Origin of the sequence: Pseudomonas sp. 65/3-MNA-CIBAN-0223 (assembly GCF_040310425.1) — a bacterium.
Taxonomy (GTDB): Bacteria; Pseudomonadota; Gammaproteobacteria; order Pseudomonadales; family Pseudomonadaceae; genus Aquipseudomonas; species Aquipseudomonas gregormendelii.
In genome coordinates, this window is sequence record NZ_JBEOPV010000010.1 from 1 (window position 1) to 19,409 (window position 19,409).

General features: G+C 59.0%; 20 protein-coding genes and 1 pseudogene. 12 read left to right on the top strand and 9 right to left on the bottom strand.

The features are described 5' to 3' along the window. Positions 1–181 precede the first annotated feature (181 nt). The 4 genes from groL to AAEZ09_RS13960 form a co-directional block, all read right to left on the bottom strand. Positions 182–1,825 carry a chaperonin GroEL gene (gene groL, locus AAEZ09_RS13945; RefSeq protein ID WP_045057988.1) on the bottom strand — a complete coding sequence of 548 codons (1,644 nt, stop codon included), beginning with the start codon at positions 1,823–1,825 and terminating at the stop codon, positions 182–184. A gap of 49 nt (positions 1,826–1,874) precedes the next feature. After that, positions 1,875–2,168, bottom strand: coding sequence for a co-chaperone GroES (locus AAEZ09_RS13950; protein WP_019827816.1), 294 nt, complete (start codon positions 2,166–2,168; stop codon positions 1,875–1,877). A 248-nt stretch (positions 2,169–2,416) separates the two neighbouring features. Beyond that, entirely contained in the window at positions 2,417–2,893 is a 477-nt protein-coding gene (locus AAEZ09_RS13955) for an FxsA family protein (RefSeq protein WP_045057989.1), read from the bottom strand. Positions 2,894–2,959: 66 nt separating this feature from the next. Continuing rightward, on the bottom strand, positions 2,960–3,691 hold the full coding sequence (locus AAEZ09_RS13960) for a HugZ family pyridoxamine 5'-phosphate oxidase (protein ID WP_350599801.1): 732 nt from the start codon (positions 3,689–3,691) through the stop codon (positions 2,960–2,962). A 164-nt stretch (positions 3,692–3,855) separates the two neighbouring features. Here AAEZ09_RS13960 and AAEZ09_RS13965 point away from each other — a divergent pair, with 164 nt between their 5' ends. Beyond that, complete coding sequence (locus tag AAEZ09_RS13965) at positions 3,856–4,614, top strand: SDR family oxidoreductase (RefSeq protein WP_045057991.1); 759 nt, start codon at positions 3,856–3,858, stop codon at positions 4,612–4,614. 136 nt (positions 4,615–4,750) lie between these two features. Here the strand turns inward: AAEZ09_RS13965 and apbC are convergent, their stop codons facing one another. Further along, the gene (apbC, locus tag AAEZ09_RS13970; protein ID WP_350599802.1) at positions 4,751–5,845 is read right to left on the bottom strand and encodes an iron-sulfur cluster carrier protein ApbC; all 1,095 of its coding nucleotides are present in this window, start codon (positions 5,843–5,845) and stop codon (positions 4,751–4,753) included. 259 nt (positions 5,846–6,104) lie between these two features. On the opposite strand from apbC, the gene metG reads away from it, so the two are divergent. The 8 genes and pseudogenes from metG (at position 6,105) to AAEZ09_RS14010 (ending at position 12,696) form a co-directional block, all read left to right on the top strand. Next, positions 6,105–8,156 (top strand): methionine--tRNA ligase, encoded by a 2,052-nt coding sequence (metG, locus tag AAEZ09_RS13975; protein WP_350599804.1) that lies wholly within the window; start codon positions 6,105–6,107, stop codon positions 8,154–8,156. Between the two features lie 104 nt (positions 8,157–8,260). Further along, on the top strand, positions 8,261–8,830 hold the full coding sequence (locus AAEZ09_RS13980) for an electron transport complex protein RnfA (RefSeq protein ID WP_045057994.1): 570 nt from the start codon (positions 8,261–8,263) through the stop codon (positions 8,828–8,830). Between the two features lie 17 nt (positions 8,831–8,847). Further along, a pseudogene (gene rsxB / locus AAEZ09_RS29450) lies at positions 8,848–9,222 on the top strand (electron transport complex subunit RsxB); the annotation flags it as partial. 424 nt (positions 9,223–9,646) lie between these two features. Further along, a complete protein-coding gene (locus tag AAEZ09_RS13990; RefSeq protein ID WP_350599805.1) occupies positions 9,647–10,639 on the top strand; it encodes an RnfABCDGE type electron transport complex subunit D in 993 nt (330 codons plus the stop codon). Beyond that, complete coding sequence (locus tag AAEZ09_RS13995) at positions 10,636–11,244, top strand: RnfABCDGE type electron transport complex subunit G (RefSeq protein WP_350599807.1); 609 nt, start codon at positions 10,636–10,638, stop codon at positions 11,242–11,244. The genes AAEZ09_RS13990 and AAEZ09_RS13995 overlap by 4 nt, the downstream gene beginning before the upstream one ends. Beyond that, on the top strand, positions 11,241–11,747 hold the full coding sequence (locus AAEZ09_RS14000; RefSeq protein ID WP_350599808.1) for an Rnf-Nqr domain containing protein: 507 nt from the start codon (positions 11,241–11,243) through the stop codon (positions 11,745–11,747). Before AAEZ09_RS13995 ends, AAEZ09_RS14000 begins: the two co-directional genes overlap by 4 nt. A gap of 24 nt (positions 11,748–11,771) precedes the next feature. Beyond that, entirely contained in the window at positions 11,772–12,410 is a 639-nt protein-coding gene (gene nth, locus AAEZ09_RS14005; protein WP_045057998.1) for an endonuclease III, read from the top strand. 106 nt (positions 12,411–12,516) lie between these two features. After that, positions 12,517–12,696 (top strand): PA3496 family putative envelope integrity protein, encoded by a 180-nt coding sequence (locus tag AAEZ09_RS14010; RefSeq protein ID WP_030128194.1) that lies wholly within the window; start codon positions 12,517–12,519, stop codon positions 12,694–12,696. Positions 12,697–12,761: 65 nt separating this feature from the next. Here the strand turns inward: AAEZ09_RS14010 and AAEZ09_RS14015 are convergent, their stop codons facing one another. The 3 genes from AAEZ09_RS14015 to AAEZ09_RS14025 all read right to left on the bottom strand — a co-directional run bounded on the left by AAEZ09_RS14015 (position 12,762) and on the right by AAEZ09_RS14025 (position 16,320). Further along, positions 12,762–13,388, bottom strand: coding sequence for a response regulator (locus AAEZ09_RS14015; RefSeq protein WP_350599810.1), 627 nt, complete (start codon positions 13,386–13,388; stop codon positions 12,762–12,764). 667 nt (positions 13,389–14,055) lie between these two features. Then, positions 14,056–15,273, bottom strand: a complete 1,218-nt coding sequence (locus AAEZ09_RS14020) for an argininosuccinate synthase (RefSeq protein ID WP_008032151.1) — start codon at positions 15,271–15,273, stop codon at positions 14,056–14,058. A 129-nt stretch (positions 15,274–15,402) separates the two neighbouring features. Further along, on the bottom strand, positions 15,403–16,320 hold the full coding sequence (locus tag AAEZ09_RS14025; RefSeq protein ID WP_350599811.1) for a flagellar protein MotY: 918 nt from the start codon (positions 16,318–16,320) through the stop codon (positions 15,403–15,405). 159 nt (positions 16,321–16,479) lie between these two features. Between AAEZ09_RS14025 and pyrC the strand changes: the two genes are divergently transcribed. Together pyrC and rnt are read left to right on the top strand one after the other, a co-directional pair. Beyond that, a complete protein-coding gene (gene pyrC / locus AAEZ09_RS14030) occupies positions 16,480–17,526 on the top strand; it encodes a dihydroorotase (RefSeq protein WP_045058001.1) in 1,047 nt (348 codons plus the stop codon). Continuing rightward, complete coding sequence (rnt, locus tag AAEZ09_RS14035) at positions 17,523–18,197, top strand: ribonuclease T (protein WP_045058002.1); 675 nt, start codon at positions 17,523–17,525, stop codon at positions 18,195–18,197. Before pyrC ends, rnt begins: the two co-directional genes overlap by 4 nt. 69 nt (positions 18,198–18,266) lie before the next feature. Here the strand turns inward: rnt and AAEZ09_RS14040 are convergent, their stop codons facing one another. Beyond that, positions 18,267–18,869, bottom strand: coding sequence for a peroxiredoxin (locus tag AAEZ09_RS14040; protein ID WP_017340570.1), 603 nt, complete (start codon positions 18,867–18,869; stop codon positions 18,267–18,269). A gap of 302 nt (positions 18,870–19,171) precedes the next feature. Between AAEZ09_RS14040 and AAEZ09_RS14045 the strand changes: the two genes are divergently transcribed. Next, entirely contained in the window at positions 19,172–19,390 is a 219-nt protein-coding gene (locus AAEZ09_RS14045; RefSeq protein ID WP_008057530.1) for a bacterioferritin-associated ferredoxin, read from the top strand. Positions 19,391–19,409 lie beyond the last annotated feature (19 nt).

The window sequence follows — 19,409 nt, forward strand, 5'->3', positions numbered from 1 at the left end:
CTTTGTATGTCAGCACCAACGAGCTTAGACCTCTCTCGCTGGGTGCTGGGTCAACATACAAGGAGCTGCCGAAGGCTCGGGCCGCGATCGGACGATCTTTTGACTTTGTCTTTATGACAGCCAATAAAAAACCCCGCCTGCTTCACGCAGGCGGGGTTTTTATGCAAGGGGTGAGGCTGGCTTACATCATGCCGCCCATACCGCCCATGCCGCCCATGTCTGGCATACCGCCGCCAGCTGGAGCGTCGTCCTTGATCTCGGCGATCATCGCTTCGGTGGTGATCATCAGGCTGGCGATGGAAGCCGCTGCCTGAAGAGCCGAACGAGTCACTTTAGCCGGGTCAAGGATGCCCATTTCGATCATGTCGCCGTATTCGCCGGTAGCAGCGTTGTAACCGTAGTTACCCGAACCCTGCTTGACCTTGTCGACTACTACGCTTGGCTCGTCGCCGGAGTTGGCAACGATCTGGCGCAGTGGCGCTTCAACAGCGCGACGCAGCAACTGGATACCAACGTCTTGATCAGCGTTGTCGCCTTTCAGTTCGGAGATAGCCTGCAGAGCGCGAACCAGTGCCACGCCGCCGCCAGGTACCACGCCTTCTTCAACGGCTGCACGGGTAGCGTGCAGGGCGTCTTCAACGCGGGCTTTCTTCTCTTTCATTTCAACTTCGGAACCAGCGCCAACCTTGATCACTGCAACGCCGCCGGACAGCTTGGCCAGACGCTCTTGCAGTTTTTCACGGTCGTAGTCGGACGAAGTGTCAGCCACTTGCTGACGGATCTGCAGGACGCGAGCCTGGATATCAGCCTCAACGCCGGCACCGTCGATCACGGTGGTGTTTTCTTTGGACAGGATCACGCGCTTGGCATTACCCAGGTGTTCCAGGGTAGTGCTTTCCAGGCTCAGACCGATCTCTTCGGAGATTACGGTACCGCCAGTCAGAACAGCGATGTCCTGCAGCATGGCCTTGCGACGGTCGCCGAAGCCTGGAGCCTTGACGGCTGCGACTTTAACGATGCCACGCATGTTGTTCACAACCAAAGTCGCCAGGGCTTCGCCTTCAACGTCTTCAGCAACGATCAGCAGTGGACGGCCGGCTTTTGCAACGGCTTCCAGTACTGGCAACATTTCGCGGATGTTGGAGATCTTTTTGTCGACCAGCAGGATCAGCGGACCGTCGAGCTCGGCAGTCATGGTTTCTGGCTTGTTGACGAAGTACGGGGACAGGTAACCACGGTCGAACTGCATGCCTTCTACAACCGACAGTTCGTTTTCCAGGCCCGAGCCTTCTTCAACGGTGATCACGCCTTCTTTACCGACTTTTTCCATGGCTTCGGCAATGATGTCGCCGATGGAGCTGTCGGAGTTGGCCGAGATGGTGCCGACCTGAGCGATGGCCTTGGTGTCAGCGCAAGGCTTGGACAGGGCTTTGAGCTCTTTGACGATAGCGATGGTCGCTTTGTCGATGCCGCGCTTCAGGTCCATCGGGTTCATGCCGGCAGCGACGGCTTTCAGGCCTTCGTTGACGATCGATTGAGCCAGAACGGTAGCGGTGGTGGTGCCGTCGCCTGCGTCATCGTTGGCACGGGAGGCAACGTCTTTGACCAGCTGCGCGCCCATGTTTTCGAAGCGATCTTTCAGCTCGATTTCTTTGGCTACGGAAACGCCGTCCTTGGTGATGGTCGGAGCGCCGAAGCTCTTCTCGATGATCACGTTACGGCCTTTAGGGCCCAGGGTCGCTTTTACTGCGTCAGCCAGGACGTTGACACCGGCGAGCATTTTCTTGCGGGCGGAATCGCCGAATTTAACTTCTTTAGCAGCCATGATCGATATTCCTTAAATACTTTGTAGTAGCGGGAAAATGAGCGGGGTATCAGCCTTCGATAACAGCGAGAATCTCGTTCTCAGCCATTACCAGCAGGTCTTCGCCGTCAACTTTCACAGTGTTGCTGCCGGAGTAAGGGCCGAACACAACCTTGTCACCCACTTTCACGGCCAGCGCACGCACTTCACCGTTGTCCAGCACGCGGCCGGTACCGACAGCGAGGATCTCGCCGCTGTTGGCTTTTTCAGCAGCCGAACCTGGCAGGACGATACCGCCAGCGGTTTTCTTTTCTTCTTCGCTGCGACGGATGACGACGCGGTCATGCAGAGGACGAAGCTTCATTGTCGATCTCTCCTAATTGTGGTTTTCATCGGCCGGTGTAGTCCCGGCGGGTTTAACAAATCCGGCGGTGCCGGGTGCGTCTCGACGAGCGTGACGCGGAAGTCTGTCTGGCGTGATCGCCAGAAACCTTGCGGTGACCGTTACATATGGGCACATAAGCTTATTACAAGAGTGGGCATTGAAAATTTTTTAGCTGGAGCGCCTGCAAATGAACACGGCACCCGAGGGTGCCGTGTCGATGGAAGGTGTTACTTGGAATCGCGGTGTTCGAACTCGCCTTCGATCACATCAGGCTCACGACCCAGCGGTTGTCGTGGAGCGGGGCCGCCCCGCGGCTGCAGGTCGTCGGCAAATGCGCGCTGACGGATCGCCGCTTCTTCGGCGCGCTGGCGCATCTTGTTGGCCAGCAGTCGACGGGAGATCGGCAGCAGCATGATCAGGCCCAGGACGTCAGTGACGAAACCCGGCAGGATCAACAGACCACCGGCCAGAGCCAGCATCAGGCCCTCAAGCATGGTCTGGGCAGGCAATTCGCCGCGGTTCAGGCTTTCACGAGCACGCAACGCAGTGGCCAGCCCGGCGATACGCAGCACGAACACGCCGAGCATCGAGCCGAGAATCACCAGGAGCAGGGCCGGGAAAAACCCGATCGCCCCACTCACCTTGACGAATACGAACAGCTCCAACACCGGAAACAGTACAAAGAGCAATAAAAAAGGGCGCATCAAATGGTTCCTCAACGCAAGAATGCCTTGCCAGTAATCCCTAGATGACGTCGCCATTTCGTGAATTCAAGCGCCAGCCACCGGATTTTTTGGCCAATGCTCGGCGTGAGCCAGGAAAACCAAGGCCTCGCGCACTTGTGTCGGCGTATTACACGGCGTTTGGAACGGTAGCCAGTACAGGCTCTGACCGATGCGCAGGTGCATGCCTTCGGTATCGATACCCGCCAGCAGGGCCGGCTCGGTTTTGGGCAGGCCGGCCAGTTCAACATAGTGCGCGATGGCTTTGCCATGATCGGCGTTCATGTGCTCGACCATGCTCGCTTCCGCCTTCCCGGCGAAGGGGTTGGCCAGGGTCAGTTGATCCACCCAGTGGATCGCGCCGAAACCGCCGATGTAGCGATGGCGCACGGGCTTGAGCATCCAGAAGTCGAAATCATGGGCCTGGTGATAATTCTGCGAATCAGGGAAATAGCGGTAATAACGCTCTGCAGCAGCCTCGATGGCCCTGGGGTCGTCGATTTTTTCGGCTTCGGCGAGGTAGGTCAGGCGGCCGACGGCCTGCACGTCTTCAGCGCCACGCTCGCCCACGAACAACGAGCATTTTGGATCTTTGTGCAAGTTATGGGTGTGCTGGGCGATGCGGCTGATCAGGATCAGCGGCCGCCCCTGCTCGTCCAGGCAATACGGGACGACAGAACCGAATGGAAAACCGGGCATGGCCTTGGAGTGGGTCGACAGCACGCCACGGTATTCCTTGAGAAGCAATTCTCGGGCATTCTTGGCCGCTTCAACGCTCAATTTATGACTCCTTATATAGAATCCGTCGAAAAAACGGACGGGCGACTGGGGATAAGTTCCCAGTCGCCATCGGGCAATTCTCATGTGCAACCCGTCCACGACCGGTGCAGATAAGGGCGGCTCTCTAGAAGGAAGACCCCTCAAACTGCGACCAGGGCATGCGAATGCAACTCACTGACAAAGTAATCATTATCACTGGCGGTTGCCAGGGTTTAGGCCGTTCGATGGCCGAGTATTTCGCAACAAAAGGCGCCAAATTGGCGCTGGTGGACTTGAATCAGGAAAAACTCGACGCTGCGGTTGCCGCGTGCAAGGCCCAAGGGGTCGAGGCCCGTGCCTACCTGTGCAACGTCGCCAATGAAGAACAGGTGTCGCACATGGTCGCCCAGGTAGCCGAGGATTTCGGCGCAATCCATGGCCTGATCAACAACGCCGGCATCCTGCGTGATGGCTTGCTGCTAAAGGTCAAGGACGGCGTAATGAGCAAGATGAGCCTGGCCCAGTGGCAGGCGGTTATCGATGTGAACCTGACAGGCGTGTTCCTGTGCACCCGTGAGGTCGCGGCGAAAATGGTTGAGCTGAACAACAGCGGCGCGATCATTAACATCTCGTCGATTTCCCGCGCCGGCAACGTCGGCCAGACCAACTACTCGGCAGCCAAGGCCGGTGTCGCCGCAGCCACCGTCACCTGGGCCAAGGAACTGGCACGCTACGGCATTCGCGTAGCGGGCATTGCGCCAGGCTTTATCGAAACCGAGATGACGCTGGGCATGAAGCCTGAAGCGTTGGAGAAAATGACTGCCGGTATTCCGCTCAAGCGCATGGGCAAACCGGACGAGATCGCGCATTCGGCAGCTTATATCTTCGAGAACGACTACTACACCGGGCGGATTCTGGAAATGGATGGCGGGTTGCGCATCTAAAGCAAGATCAAGAGATCGCAGCCTCGCTTCGCTCGACAGCTCCTACAGGGAATGCCCCCTCTCCCGTAGGAGCTGTGTAGGAGCTGTCGAGTGAAACGAGGCTGCGATCTTTCAACAGGCGACGCCGATCAGCAGATCAATCGTCGCTGATGGTGATGTTCGGCATCGCCGGCGAAGCCGCTTCCTGCAGCACAATGCGCGCGCCTACATGGCGAGCCAGTTCCTGATACACCAGCGCAATCGGGCTGTCCGGCTCGGCGATTACCGTGGGCTTGCCGCCATCGGCCTGCTCGCGGATAGCCATCGCCAGCGGCAACGAGGCCAGCAGTTCAACGCCGTACTGATTGGCCAGCTTCACTCCTCCGCCTTCACCGAACAGATGCTCGGCATGCCCGCAATTGGAGCAGATGTGCACGGCCATGTTTTCCACTACACCCAGTACCGGAATGTTGACCTTGCGGAACATTTCGACACCTTTGCGGGCGTCCAGCAGGGCCAGATCCTGCGGGGTGGTGACGATCACGGCACCCGCCACCGGGACTTTCTGCGCCAGGGTCAACTGGATGTCGCCGGTGCCTGGCGGCATGTCGATGACCAGGTAATCCAGTTCGCCCCAAGCGGTTTGTGTCACCAGCTGCAACAACGCACCGGACACCATCGGGCCGCGCCAGACCATGGGTGTGTTGTCGTCGGTGAGGAACGCCATCGACATCACTTCAACGCCATGGGACTCGATCGGCACGAACCATTTCTGATCCTTGACCTTGGGCCGCGTGCCCTCGGCAATACCGAACATGATGCCTTGGCTCGGGCCGTAGATGTCCGCGTCGAGAATACCGACCTTGGCGCCTTCGCGCGCCAGCGCCAGCGCCAGGTTGGCAGCGGTGGTGGATTTGCCGACGCCGCCTTTGCCGGAGGCTACGGCGACTACGTTCTTCACGTTGGCCAGGCCCGGAATCTGCGCCTGGGCCTTGTGTGCGGCGATGACGCTGGTGATATCAACGCGGGCGCTGGTCACGCCGTCCAGGTTTTGGAGGGCCATTTCCAGCATCTGCGCCCAGCCCGTCTTGAACAGACCGGCGGCGTAACCGAGCTCCAGCTGGACGCTGACGCGATCACCCTGGATGTCGATGGTGCGCACGCACCCGGCGCTGACCGGGTCCTGGTTCAGGTAAGGGTCGGTGTATTGGCGAAGGACGGCTTCCACCGCTGCGCGATTGACGGCGCTCATGGGCAACTCCGATAGCAAGACTGGAAAATCAGGCGGGTATCGTACCTGTTCTGATCGTTTCGCGGGATGCCGAGAAAAGATCGTCCGAACGCGGCCCGAGCCTTCGGCAGCGCCTACGCGCCTGTGGGCGCCGCCGAAGGCTCCGATCTTTTGGCCGCACCACCGATTCAATCATCGGAGGAAACAACCTCACGGGGTGAAAAATCTGCGCCAGCGCTTTATAGTGGCCGACCTCCGTTTCATCAAGTAGCCGAGCCCCATGTCCGAGCCACGCAAGATCCTCGTCACCAGCGCCCTGCCCTATGCCAATGGTTCGATCCATCTTGGCCACATGCTGGAATACATCCAGACTGATATGTGGGTGCGCTTCCAGAAGCACCGCGGCAACCAATGCATCTATGTCTGCGCCGACGACGCCCACGGTTCGGCCATCATGCTGCGCGCGGAAAAGGAAGGCATCACTCCGGAGCAACTGATCGCCAACGTCCAGGCCGAACACAGCGCCGACTTTGCCGAGTTCCTGGTGGACTTCGACAACTTCCACTCCACTCACGCCGAAGAAAACCGTGAGCTGTCGAGCCAGATCTACCTGAAGCTGCGTGACGCCGGGCACATTGACCAGCGCTCGATCACCCAGTATTTCGACCCGGAAAAGAAAATGTTCCTGGCCGATCGTTTCATCAAGGGCACCTGCCCTAAATGCGGCACTGAAGACCAGTACGGCGACAACTGTGAAAAATGCGGCGCGACATACGCACCGACCGACCTGAAGGATCCGAAGTCGGCGATCTCTGGCGCCACCCCGGTGCTCAAGGATTCCCAGCACTTCTTCTTCAAGCTGCCGGACTTCCAGGAAATGCTCCAGGCATGGACCCGCAGCGGTACGCTGCAGGACGCTGTGGCGAACAAGATCGCCGAATGGCTGGATGCAGGCCTGCAACAGTGGGACATTTCCCGCGACGCGCCGTACTTCGGGTTCGAAATCCCGGGTGAGCCAGGCAAGTATTTCTACGTCTGGCTGGACGCGCCAATCGGCTACATGGCCAGCTTCAAGAACCTCTGCGCCCGTCGTCCAGACCTGGACTTCGACGCGTTCTGGGCCAAGGACTCCACCGCCGAGCTGTACCACTTCATCGGCAAGGACATCGTCAACTTCCACGCCCTGTTCTGGCCAGCGATGCTTGAAGGCGCCGGTTTCCGTAAACCGACCGGCATCAACGTGCACGGCTACCTCACCGTCAACGGCCAGAAAATGTCCAAGTCCCGCGGGACCTTCGTCAAGGCGCGGACCTACCTGGACCACTTGTCCCCGGAATACCTGCGGTACTACTACGCGGCCAAGCTGGGCCGTGGCGTCGATGACCTGGACCTGAACCTTGAAGACTTCGTGCAGAAGGTCAACTCCGACCTGGTGGGCAAAGTCGTCAACATCGCCAGTCGCTGTGCCGGCTTCATCCATAAAGGCAACGCCGGCGTACTGGTGGCCGGCAACGCCGCGCCGGAACTGACCGACGCGTTCCTGGCTGCCGCACCGAGCATCGCCGAGGCCTATGAGGCTCGTGACTTTGCCCGCGCCATGCGCGAGATCATGGGCCTGGCAGACCGCGCCAACGCGTGGATCGCCGACAAGGCACCCTGGTCGCTGACCAAACAGGAAGGCAAGCAGGACGAAGTCCAGGCCATCTGCGCCCTGGGTATCAACCTGTTCCGCCAGCTGGTGATCTTCCTCAAGCCGGTACTGCCGTTGCTGGCCGCCGACGCCGAGGCGTTCCTGAACGTCGCGCCGCTGACCTGGAATGACCACGCTACCCTGCTCAGTAACCACCCGTTGAACGAGTTCAAACCGTTGATGACTCGTATCGACCCGGTAAAAGTGCAAGCCATGACCGACGCCTCGAAAGAAGACCTGACCGCCAGCGCCACCGACACCGGCGAAGCTGCCCAGGTCGGCAACGGCGAGTTGACCAAGGATCCGTTGTCGCCGGAAATCGAGTTCGACGCCTTTGCCGCCGTCGACCTGCGCGTTGCGCTGATTCTCAAGGCCGAAGCCGTGGAAGGTGCCGACAAACTGCTGCGCCTGACCCTGGACATCGGCGATGAGCAGCGCAATGTGTTCTCCGGGATCAAGAGCGCTTATCCTGATCCGTCCAGGCTCAATGGTCGCCTGACCATGATGATCGCCAACCTCAAGCCACGAAAAATGAAGTTCGGCATCTCCGAAGGCATGGTGATGGCAGCGGGCCCAGGCGGTGAAGAGATTTACCTGCTCAGCCCCGACAGCGGCGCCAAGCCAGGTCAGCGCATCAAGTAAGGTTCGATCTGCTCGACCGATCCCACAGTCGTGCCCGGCATGACTGTGGGATTTTCATGTCTGGCCCATAATTACCCCATAGGAGCCTGCAACCTCGGACGATCATGAGCGAAATTATTCTTACGCTTGTCAGCGCAGCCCTGATCAACAATTTCGTGTTGCACTGGCCGCTGGGCGTCGATCCACTGCTGGGGGCCGAGCGCCGCCAGGTGCATGCACTGGGCATCGCCACGACGAGCCTGATGCTGATCGCCGGCCTGCTCGCTCATGCGCTCCATCGGTGGCTGCTGGTCCCCCTGCAACTGACATCGCTGCAATTGCTGGTCTTCCTGCCGCTGAGCGTGCTGCTGATCAGTCCGGTGCTGAAGTTACTGTCTGCTGCATTGCCCCAGCTCTGCTTTGAACGACTATGGCCGCTGGTACTGGGCAACGCCGCCGTTCTGGGCCTGATGCTGCTCAACGCACGGGACGACCTGGGTATGCTGCGCGCCACGGCCCTCAGCCTCGGCGCGGGCTTGGGCTTCTGGCTGGTGCTGAGCCTGTTCAGCGACTTGCGCCAACGTACACGTGATAATGATGTCCCCCTGCCCTTCCGCGGCCTGCCAATCGATCTGATAGGCGCCGGACTGATCGCAGTGGCTTTTCTCGGATTCAGCGGACTGATCAAAACATGAGTCTGATTCAACGCATCGACGCCCTTCTGCCGCAGACCCAATGCGGCAAGTGCGGCCATCCAGGATGCAAACCCTACGCCGAAGGCATCGCCGCCGGGGAGCCGATCAACAAATGCCCGCCCGGGGGCGACGAGACCATCAGCGCGCTCGCCGAGCTGTTGAAGGTTCCGGTGCTGGAGCTGGATATCAGCCGCGGCGCGGCGCCGGCGCAAATTGCCTACATACGCGAAGCCGAGTGCATTGGTTGCACCAAGTGCATCCAGGCCTGCCCTGTCGATGCGATTGTCGGCGCGGCAAAATTGATGCACACCGTGATCATCGATGAGTGCACCGGGTGTGATCTCTGCGTAGCGCCCTGCCCGGTGGATTGCATCGAGATGCGGCCGCTGCCACTGAAAACGGTGGTGCCGGTCGTCGGTGGGCTGGCCATAAGCCTTGAAGAACACCGCGCACGAGCCGTCAAACGTAACCACGCCCGCGGCCGCTTCGAACAGCGCAATGCGCGTTTGCAGCGCGAGGAACAACAGAGAATCGCCGAGCGCCTGGCCCGCTCGCAGCAGGCCGTACCCAAGGCTGACGAGATTGCGCAGGATCCGGTCCGGGCCGCCCTCGAACGGGTTCGCGCGCAGAAGGCCGCAGGCGCTGACGCGGCGTTGAAAAAGGCCAAGATTGAAGTGGCCATGAGCCGCGCCCAACTGAACAAATCACTCAAGGCGTTCGGGCATCCCCCAACCTTCGACCAGCAATCGCAGTTGATCGTACTGCAACAGCAATTCGAAGCCGCCGAGCAGGCCTTGGCGAAACTGGTGCACGCCCATGCCTCCCCTTGAACCGGTCGATGAGCGCTTGCAGCAGGCGATGAAGCTGGTGCTGTTGGCGCTGCTGCCCGGTATGGCAGTGATGTTCTGGCTGAACGGCTGGGGCATGCTGATCAATCTGCTTCTGGCGGGTATTACCGCCCTGGCCACCGAAGCGCTGGTGCTGCAATTGCGCAAGCGCCCGTTGTGGCCAACCCTGCAAGACGGCAGCGCGCTCGTCACGGCGACACTCCTGGCGCTGGCCCTGCCCCCGTATTGCCCTTGGTGGGTGACTGTCAGCGCCGCCCTCTGCGCGATGGCATTCGGCAAGCACCTGTACGGCGGCGTCGGCAGTAATCCCTTCAACCCGGCGATGCTCGGTTTCGCCTTGGTGATGGTGAGTTTCCCGCAACAGCTGACGCATTGGCCGGTGTCCCATGGCATGGACCTGTTGAAGGGCCTGCAGCACGTCTTCGGTTTTGGCGTGGATCAGGCGCCGGACGCCTGGGCCCAAGCCACTGCGCTGGACAGCCTGCGCATCAATAAAAGCCTGACCATGGACGAGCTGTTCACGGCCAATCCGGCGTTCGGCCGCTATGGTGGCCACGGCGTGGAATGGGTCAACCTGGCGTTTCTCGCCGGGGGCGTTTTTTTGCTGCAGCGCCGGGTGTTCACCTGGCATGCGCCGGCCGGGATGCTGTCCAGCCTGTTCGTCATCAGCCTGCTGTGCTGGAACGGCTCGGGCTCCGATTCCAATGGCTCGCCGCTGTTTCACCTGTTGACCGGCGCGAGCATGCTGGGCGCGTTTTTCATCGCCACCGAACCGGTGTCCGGGCCGAGGACCCCGGGTGCGCGCCTGCTGTTCGGCGCGGGCGTGGGGCTGCTGACCTACGTGATTCGCACCTGGGGTGGCTATCCTGATGGGGTGGCGTTTGCCGTGCTGCTGATGAATCTGGGCGTACCCGCGCTGGACCGACTGGTGGCGTCGCGGCAGGAAAGGCTTGCGCGATGAATCGAACCACGAGCATTGCCACCCTGGCGTTACTGGCGGTGCTGGGCACCGGCGTGACCTGGTTCGTCCAGCATACGGCCGCACCGCGTATTGCCGAGCAACAACGCCTGCTCGACAGTCGTCACTTGCTCGACATGCTCGCGCCTGACAGCTATGACAATCAGCCACTGGAGCAACCGCTTAGCCTCGCCGACGTCAAGCTGGCCCATAGCACCCTGCTCGGCGGCTACCGCGCGACGCGATCCGGACAGGTCATTGCCTTGTTGCTGCGCAGCCAGACCCTGGGTTATGCGGGCAGCATTGACTTGATGATCGCCATCGGTCCCGACGGCAGGCTGCTGGCAGTCAAGACCCTCAAGCACTCGGAAACTCCGGGGCTCGGCGCTCATATCGCCGACTGGCCGCAGGGCTGGCTCCAGGTGTTTGCCGGCCGGTCACGCGCCGATCCTGTCGACGCGGGATGGGCGCTGAAAAAGGATCAGGGGCAGTTCGACCAGATTGCCGGCGCAACCATCACCTCACGGGCGGCGATCAATGCCATCCATGACGCGTTACGCTATTTCGACGAACATCGGCAGGCCTTGATTGGGGGTAGTGACGAATGACCAGGTCATCCTTACCAGGTGCTCTGATGCTGACACCGTTGATCGGTGCCACGTATTCGTGGATGCCCGCGCTGGGCGTATGGCTGATGTTCGTTGTCGTCATCAGCGTGTTCGGCTTGGCCATGGTGGGGCTGCGCCTGCGGCTGACGCCCGCAAGCCGGCTGGTTGCCGCAGTGATCGTCGCGGCAACGTTCACCAGTTGCCTGCAACTGGCCCTGCAAGCTATGGCCTTGCAGTGGCACCAGCAACTGGGACTTTACTCAGGACTGATTGCCTTGCAATGCGTGGTGCTCGAATACAGTGGATTTCATCAGCGCCCAGTGCTTGATCGCCTGCGCCAAGCCGCAATATTTGGCGTACTGATGGTAGGCCTGGGCCTGTTGCGCGAGCTGCTTGGCGACAGCGGGCTGCGCCTGGCCACGCTGGCCCCGGGTGGGTTCATTGTGCTCGGACTGCTGATCGCTGCACGGCAAGCCTGGGCGCGCCCCATCTCATCGAATTGACTCCTGCGAGGAAACGCACTTCACATGAATGCCGCAAAACGTCTGGAAATTTTCCGCAGGCTGCATGAAGACAACCCGGAACCGAAAACCGAGCTTGCCTACTCTTCTGCGTTCGAACTACTGATCGCGGTAATCCTCTCGGCGCAGTCAACCGACGTAGGCGTCAACAAAGCCACAGCCAGGCTTTACCCAGTCGCCAATACTCCGGCGGCCATTCATGCGCTGGGGATCGAGGGTCTGTCGGAGTACATCAAGACCATCGGCCTGTTCAACAGCAAGGCGAAGAATGTCATCGAGACCTGTCGCCTGTTGGTGGAACGCCACGGCGGTGAAGTGCCGCAAACCCGCGAAGAACTGGAAGCGCTGCCGGGCGTGGGTCGCAAAACAGCAAATGTGGTCCTCAACACCGCATTTCGGCAATTGACCATGGCCGTTGACACTCACATTTTCCGGGTGAGCAACCGAACGGGTATAGCGCCAGGCAAGAACGTGGTGGAGGTCGAGACCAAGTTGATGAAGTTTGTGCCCAAGCAATTTTTGCTTGATTCCCACCACTGGCTGATCCTCCACGGGCGCTATGTGTGCCTGGCCCGCAAGCCGCGGTGTGGCAGTTGCCGCATCGAAGACCTGTGCGAATACAAGCACAAGACTTCGGACGATTGAGCGACTATTAGGTTTCTTTATCAACCGATTGAAAAAATCTTTTTTACCCGCTGGGAGATTATCGATATAAGAGGCGCCAAAGGCATCTTTAGCCTGGAGTTAACCTATGAGCACTGGCAAAGAGCAATTGGACGTCGAAGACGATTTTACTCCCGTGGAGGCTGATGACGCCGAACCGGTGGTGGAAGTGGCGAAGACCAACCTGAGCAAGCGCCGCACCATCGATAATATGTTGGAGGAGCGCCGACTGCAAAAGCAATTGGCCGATTACGATTTTGACTTGTGAAACCTGAAAGCCTCCCGAAACGGAGGCTTATTACTTTGTATGAAGCATGATCAGGGCCTGCGCCTTCACACCAGGCCATTGCGTTGAGCCAACTCGATCAGGTCGACCAGGGAGCGTGCATTGAGTTTAAGCAGCAAGCGGGTTTTGTAAGTGCTGACGGTCTTGTTGCTGAGGAACATTCCGTCGGCAATTTCCTTGTTGGTTTTTCCTCTTGCCAATTGTTGCAAGACCATCATTTCGCGCCCCGATAGCCGATCCACCATATCGGCTTCACTGGCATTGCCTAGACTGGAGCGCACTGTATGCAGCGCCTGATTGGGAAAGTAACTGTAGCCCGACAGCACCGCTTTGATCGCACTTAACAACTCTGTGAGATCCTGCTGTTTGCAGACATACCCGGCAGCGCCCAACTGCATGCAACGCATGGAAAAACGCCCCGGCGCCTGCGATGTCAATATCAGTACTTTCATCGGCATCGCAGAAGATGCCAGCCGCGCAATGACTTCCAACCCGTCCAACTTCGGTATCCCAATATCCAGAATGACAATGTCCGGCGTATAGTCGCGGGCATGTTGCAATGCGTCTACACCATTATCGGTCTCTGCAACGACGTCGTAGCCATGACGTTCCATCAGCAAACGCACCGCAAGACGAATGACGGGGTGATCATCCACGATCAGCACTTTATTCATGGGCAAGTCCAATTTTCGCTGTTCGAATTTTTAGAACCAGCACAATAGCCTAGTCGTTTCACCCTTGGCACGGTGCGTCCCCTGCGCGCCCTCACCAAGAGACATACCCTACAAAACATAAAGAAAATTCCTACAAAAAATCCTTGAACTGAGCGAACAGGAGTGAGGGTACTGACCACCAAAATCCGTTTGCCCGGGTTTTTTTGTATCGGAATGCGAGATCGGGGATTTCTTACAATTCCAGATATTTACGTATTCGGCACGACTTATCAGATCAGCACCAACCATAAAACAAATGAAGTAACCACGATAGATGCGCAACAGTGAGCAATAATTACCGAAAAAAGCCTTGATCGATCCTAGTGAAAAGCAGGCACATTAAACGAACAACTCTGGACGCCTATCATGCACCGGCCAACACCCACAATGTTCAAACTATTTGCTAATTAAACATACAATCAAACAAGTAAAAACCATGGACAGAATCAAGCAAACACCAACCAACCCCATGTCAATATTTGCGATATTCGCAACGTTATCTGAAGCCTGCCGAGGCGGGACGCCAGTGGACACACGCAAACCAACGCGCACCGCCGATGGCAGGCACGAATGACAAAAAAAAAGGCCTTGTCGATGACAAGGCCTTTCATTCATTGGCTCACAGGGCTCAGAACAGCTTGCGGCCCTTGTTCGCGGCAATGCGCATGCGCAACGCGTTGAGCTTGATAAAGCCCGCTGCGTCCGCCTGATTGTAGGCTCCGCCGTCTTCTTCGAACGTTGCGATATTGGCATCGAACAAGGATTCGTCAGACTTGCGACCGGTGACGATCACGTTGCCTTTGTACAGCTTCAGGCGCACAACACCATTCACGTGGGCCTGGGATGCGTCGATCATCTGTTGCAGCATCAGCCGCTCAGGGCTCCACCAGTAACCGGTGTAGATCAGGCTGGCGTATTTAGGCATCAGCTCGTCTTTGAGGTGAGCCACTTCACGGTCCAGGGTGATCGATTCGATCGCCCGGTGGGCGCGCAGCATGATAGTGCCGCCTGGGGTCTCGTAACAGCCACGGGACTTCATGCCCACATAGCGGTTCTCGACGATGTCCAGACGACCGATGCCGTGTTCGCCACCGATGCGGTTAAGGGTCGCCAGCACGGTGGCCGGGGTCATCTCGACGCCGTCCAGCGCGACGATGTCGCCGTTGCGATAGGTCAGTTCCAGGTATTGCGCCTTGTCCGGAGCCTTCTCAGGGGAGACGGTCCATTTCCACATGTCTTCTTCGTGCTCGGTCCAGGTGTCTTCCAGCACGCCGCCTTCATAGGAGATGTGCAGCAGGTTGGCATCCATCGAGTACGGGGACTTCTTCTTGCCGTGACGCTCGATCGGAATCGCGTGCTTCTCGGCGTAATCCATCAGTTTTTCACGGGACAGCAGGTCCCACTCGCGCCACGGAGCGATCACTTTTACACCAGGCTTCAAGGCATACGCGCCCAGTTCGAAACGAACCTGGTCGTTACCTTTACCGGTGGCACCGTGGGAAATGGCGTCAGCGCCGGTTTCGTTGGCGATTTCGATCAGGCGTTTGGCGATCAACGGACGAGCGATGGAAGTACCCAGCAGGTACTCGCCTTCGTAAACGGTGTTGGCGCGGAACATCGGGAAAACGAAATCGCGCACGAACTCTTCGCGCAAGTCGTCGATGTAGATCTCTTTGACGCCCATGGCCTGAGCCTTGGCGCGTGCAGGTTCGACCTCTTCGCCCTGACCCAGGTCAGCGGTGAAAGTCACCACTTCACAGTTATAAGTATCCTGCAGCCACTTGAGGATCACCGAAGTGTCCAGGCCGCCGGAATACGCCAGAACGACCTTGTTTACGTCCGCCATGCCATCACTCCACGGGGTTCTACGGAAAGCCGTCGAGTCTACCGGTCATGCGCGTTAATTTACAGAGGCGCGACAGCTTATGACGACGAAGCGACAGATTCTGTCGAGAGCGCGACGATGACTCGCCGCTCAGGAAGTTGCAGGCGCGGCCCCGGGAGTGTTGGTCTGCGGGGCGACTTGAGGGGCGGCCTTGTCTGCAGCCACGCGCTCAAGACGCACAGCCACCCGCCGGTTCTTCGCCCGGTTGGCGGCGTTGGTATTGGGTGCCAAGGGATACCGCTCGCCGTGGAAACGCAGGGTTACCTGCGACTCCAGGATGCCATTGGCCTTGAAGAACTCCATCACCGCCAGCGCTCGGCGACGTGACAGGTCACGGTTGGTCAGGCGGTTGCCGCTGTTGTCGGAGTGCCCATCGAGTTCGATGTGATTGACCGTTGGATCGGCCTTCATGTACTCCAGCATCACCTGCAACTGAGCCTTGGCGCGCGCGTCGAGGTCCAGGCTTTCTCCGGGGAAACCGATCTGTGACTGCCTCACCTGCTCGAAATTCTTCGGCAACAGCTTCGCCACGCAGCCTTGGTACTCATTGAACGCCTGACTGAACCTGACAGGCAACAGGCGCACTTCCGACACTCGCCCATCGCCTGACGAATGCCGGATCACCGGGCTGCGGCCGTCGAGCAAGCCGCTGATCAAGCGGCCTGCCTGGACCTGGGACGTATTAAAAAGCACGTTGCCACTGCCGATATGCACCGAGCCCAGATTGATGTCGCCACGTCCCGGCTGCCAGGGAGCCGCAGCGGCCAGCAGCGTCGCCGACCCGCCGCCGATCATCGCGTTGTAGGCCGTCAGGCGGAACACCGCCTGCTCGCCCGCGCGGCGAACGAACTCGCCCGCACCGAAGTCCGTGATGGGCTGGGCCAGACGGCATTCGAACCGGTCGCCGGCGACCGTCCACTCGGTGTTCTCCAGGCGGGTCTGGAAAGTCAGCGCCATCGCGGGGACGCTGGTAAACACACTGAGCAAGGCTAAATAACGCTGGCGCACGGGAGGCTCCACTGGCTTCGACAACTGAAAGACGGACGCCGACTTGTTTACGGCGTACCTGTTGGATATCGGAAGGTTGTCGCAAAACTTGATAGCGAGTGCCTGGAAGAGTCTTTTCCGGTAGCATTCCCCTCAGTTTGACCCGCCTGGAATCCCCTCATGTCCGACCGCCTGACCCTGCTGCGTCCCGACGACTGGCACATTCATCTTCGCGATGGTGCCGTGTTGACCAATACCGTCGCGGATGTCGCGCGCACCTTTGGTCGCGCCATCATCATGCCCAACCTGGTACCTCCGGTACGCAATGCGGCTGAAGCCGATGGCTATCGCCAGCGGATCCTCGCCGCGCGCCCATCCGGCAGCCAGTTCGAACCACTGATGGTGCTGTACCTGACCGACCGCACCCAGCCTGAAGAAATTCGCGAGGCCAAGGCCAGTGGATTCGTGCACGCCGCCAAGCTGTATCCGGCCGGTGCCACCACCAACTCGGACTCTGGCGTCACCAGCATCGACAAGATCTTCCCGGCAATCGAGGCCATGGCCGAAGTCGGTATGCCCTTGCTGATCCATGGTGAAGTCACCCGTGGCGATGTCGACGTCTTCGATCGGGAGAAAATCTTCATCGACGAGCACATGCGTCGAGTGGTCGAGCGTTTCCCGACCCTCAAGGTGGTGTTCGAACACATCACCACCAAAGACGCCGTGCAGTTCGTCAACGAAGCCTCGGCCAACGTCGGCGCAACCATCACCGCGCATCACTTGCTGTACAACCGCAATCACATGCTGGTGGGCGGGATTCGGCCGCACTTCTACTGCCTGCCGATCCTCAAGCGCAATACCCACCAGGAAGCCCTGCTCGACGCCGCCACCAGCGGCAGCGCCAAGTTCTTCCTGGGTACCGATTCGGCGCCGCACGCCCAGCACGCTAAAGAAGCCGCCTGCGGTTGTGCCGGTTGCTACACCGCTTATGCGGCAATCGAGATGTACGCCGAGGCATTTGAACAACGCAACGCGCTGGACAAGCTCGAAGCCTTCGCCAGCCTCAACGGCCCGCGCTTTTACGGCCTGCCGGCGAACACCGATCGCATCACCCTGGTCCGCGAGGAGTGGACCGCCCCTACCAGCCTGCCATTTGGCGAGCTGACCGTTATCCCGCTGCGCGCCGGTGAAAAACTGCGCTGGCGCCTGCTGGAGGAACACGCGTGAGTGAAGACCATTACGACGACGAACAGGAAGGTCAAGGCGGCGGTGGTTCACGCCACCCGATGGCTGCCCGCTTCCGTGGGTACCTGCCAGTCGTTGTCGACGTTGAAACCGGTGGTTTCAACTCTGCCACTGACGCCCTGCTGGAAATCGCCGCCACCACGATTGCCATGGATGAAAAAGGCTTCGTGTATCCGGACCACACCTACTTCTTCCGTGTAGAGCCTTTTGAAGGGGCGAACATTGAAGCGGCAGCACTGGAGTTCACCGGGATCAAGCTCGATCACCCGCTGCGCATGGCGGTGAGCGAAGAAGCTGCACTGACTGATATTTTCCGCGGCATCCGCAAGGCACTCAAAGCCAACGGTTGCAAGCGCGCGATCCTGGTCGGCCACAACAGCAGCTTCGACCTGGGCTTCCTCAACGCAGCCGTTGCGCGCCTGGACATGAAACGTAACCCGTTTCATCCGTTCTCCAGCTTCGATACCGCAACCCTCGCCGGTCTCGCCTACGGTCAAACCGTACTGGCCAAGGCTTGCCAGGCCGCCGACATCGATTTCGACGGTCGTGAGGCGCACTCGGCTCGCTACGACACCGAGAAAACCGCTGAGCTGTTCTGCGGCATCGTCAATCGCTGGAAGCAGATGGGCGGCTGGGAAGACTTCAACGACTGACGCAGTCGGTTTATCCCATCCATAAAAAAACCGGCCGCAATGGCCGGTTTTTTTTGCCTCGAATGCGCCTTACAGGGCAGCAGCATTCTCGGTCAGGTAAGCAGCAACGCCTTCAGTCGAAGCCGTCATGCCCTTGTCGCCTTTCTTCCAGTTGGCAGGGCAGACTTCGCCGTGCTCTTCGTGGAATTGCAGAGCGTCGACCAGACGGATCAGCTCTTCCATGTTACGGCCCAGCGGCAGGTCGTTGATGATCTGCGAACGGACAACGCCTTTGTCGTCGATCAGGAACGCGCCACGGAAAGCCACGCCGCCTTCGGACTCAACGTCGTAGGCCTTGGCGATTTCGTGCTTCATGTCGGCAGCCATGGTGTAGCGAACCTGGCCGATACCGCCATTGTTCACCGGGGTGTTGCGCCATGCGTTGTGAGTGAAGTGCGAGTCGATCGACACTGCGATCACTTCGACGTTGCGTGCCTTGAAGTCAGACATGCGGTTGTCCAGAGCGATCAGCTCGGACGGGCAAACGAAAGTGAAGTCCAGCGGGTAGAAGAACACCAGGCCGTATTTGCCTTTGATGGCCGACGACAGGGTGAAGCTGTCTACGATTTCGCCATTGCCGAGTACGGCCGGTACGGTGAAGTCAGGGGCTTGCTTGCCTACGAGTACGCTCATTGATATCTCCTGGTGTAGAAACGTGAAGTGCCGGGTCGGTGCCAGCCTGCCACCTTGAGGCGACAGCCCTGTGACACGAACCCGCTTCATAAGGACCGGCAATCATACACTGGGTTTTTAACCTGTCCCCAACGGATTTCCCGAGCGCCACAAAATATCGTGGCCGATGATTTTGTTAGTCTGAACCGTTCGTCAGAGACACGCCCTTATAACGAGATGCTTTCATAAACCACTTTGACAATCATTCTCGTTAACATTAAGATCCATCGCAATTGAGTCACAACCAGCGACGGTTCTCACTTATGTATGTCTGCCTCTGCACTGGCGTCACCGACGGTCAAATCCGCGATGCAATCTATGAAGGTTGCTGCAGCTACAAGGAAGTCCGTCAGGCTACCGGCGTAGCCAGCCAATGCGGTAAATGCGCCTGCCTTGCCAAGGAAGTGGTGCGTGAAACCCTGACCAAGCTGCAAACCGCCCAGGCGGCGATCCCCTTCCCGGTAGAATTTACTGCGGCTTAAATACCCTATTTCGAACAAC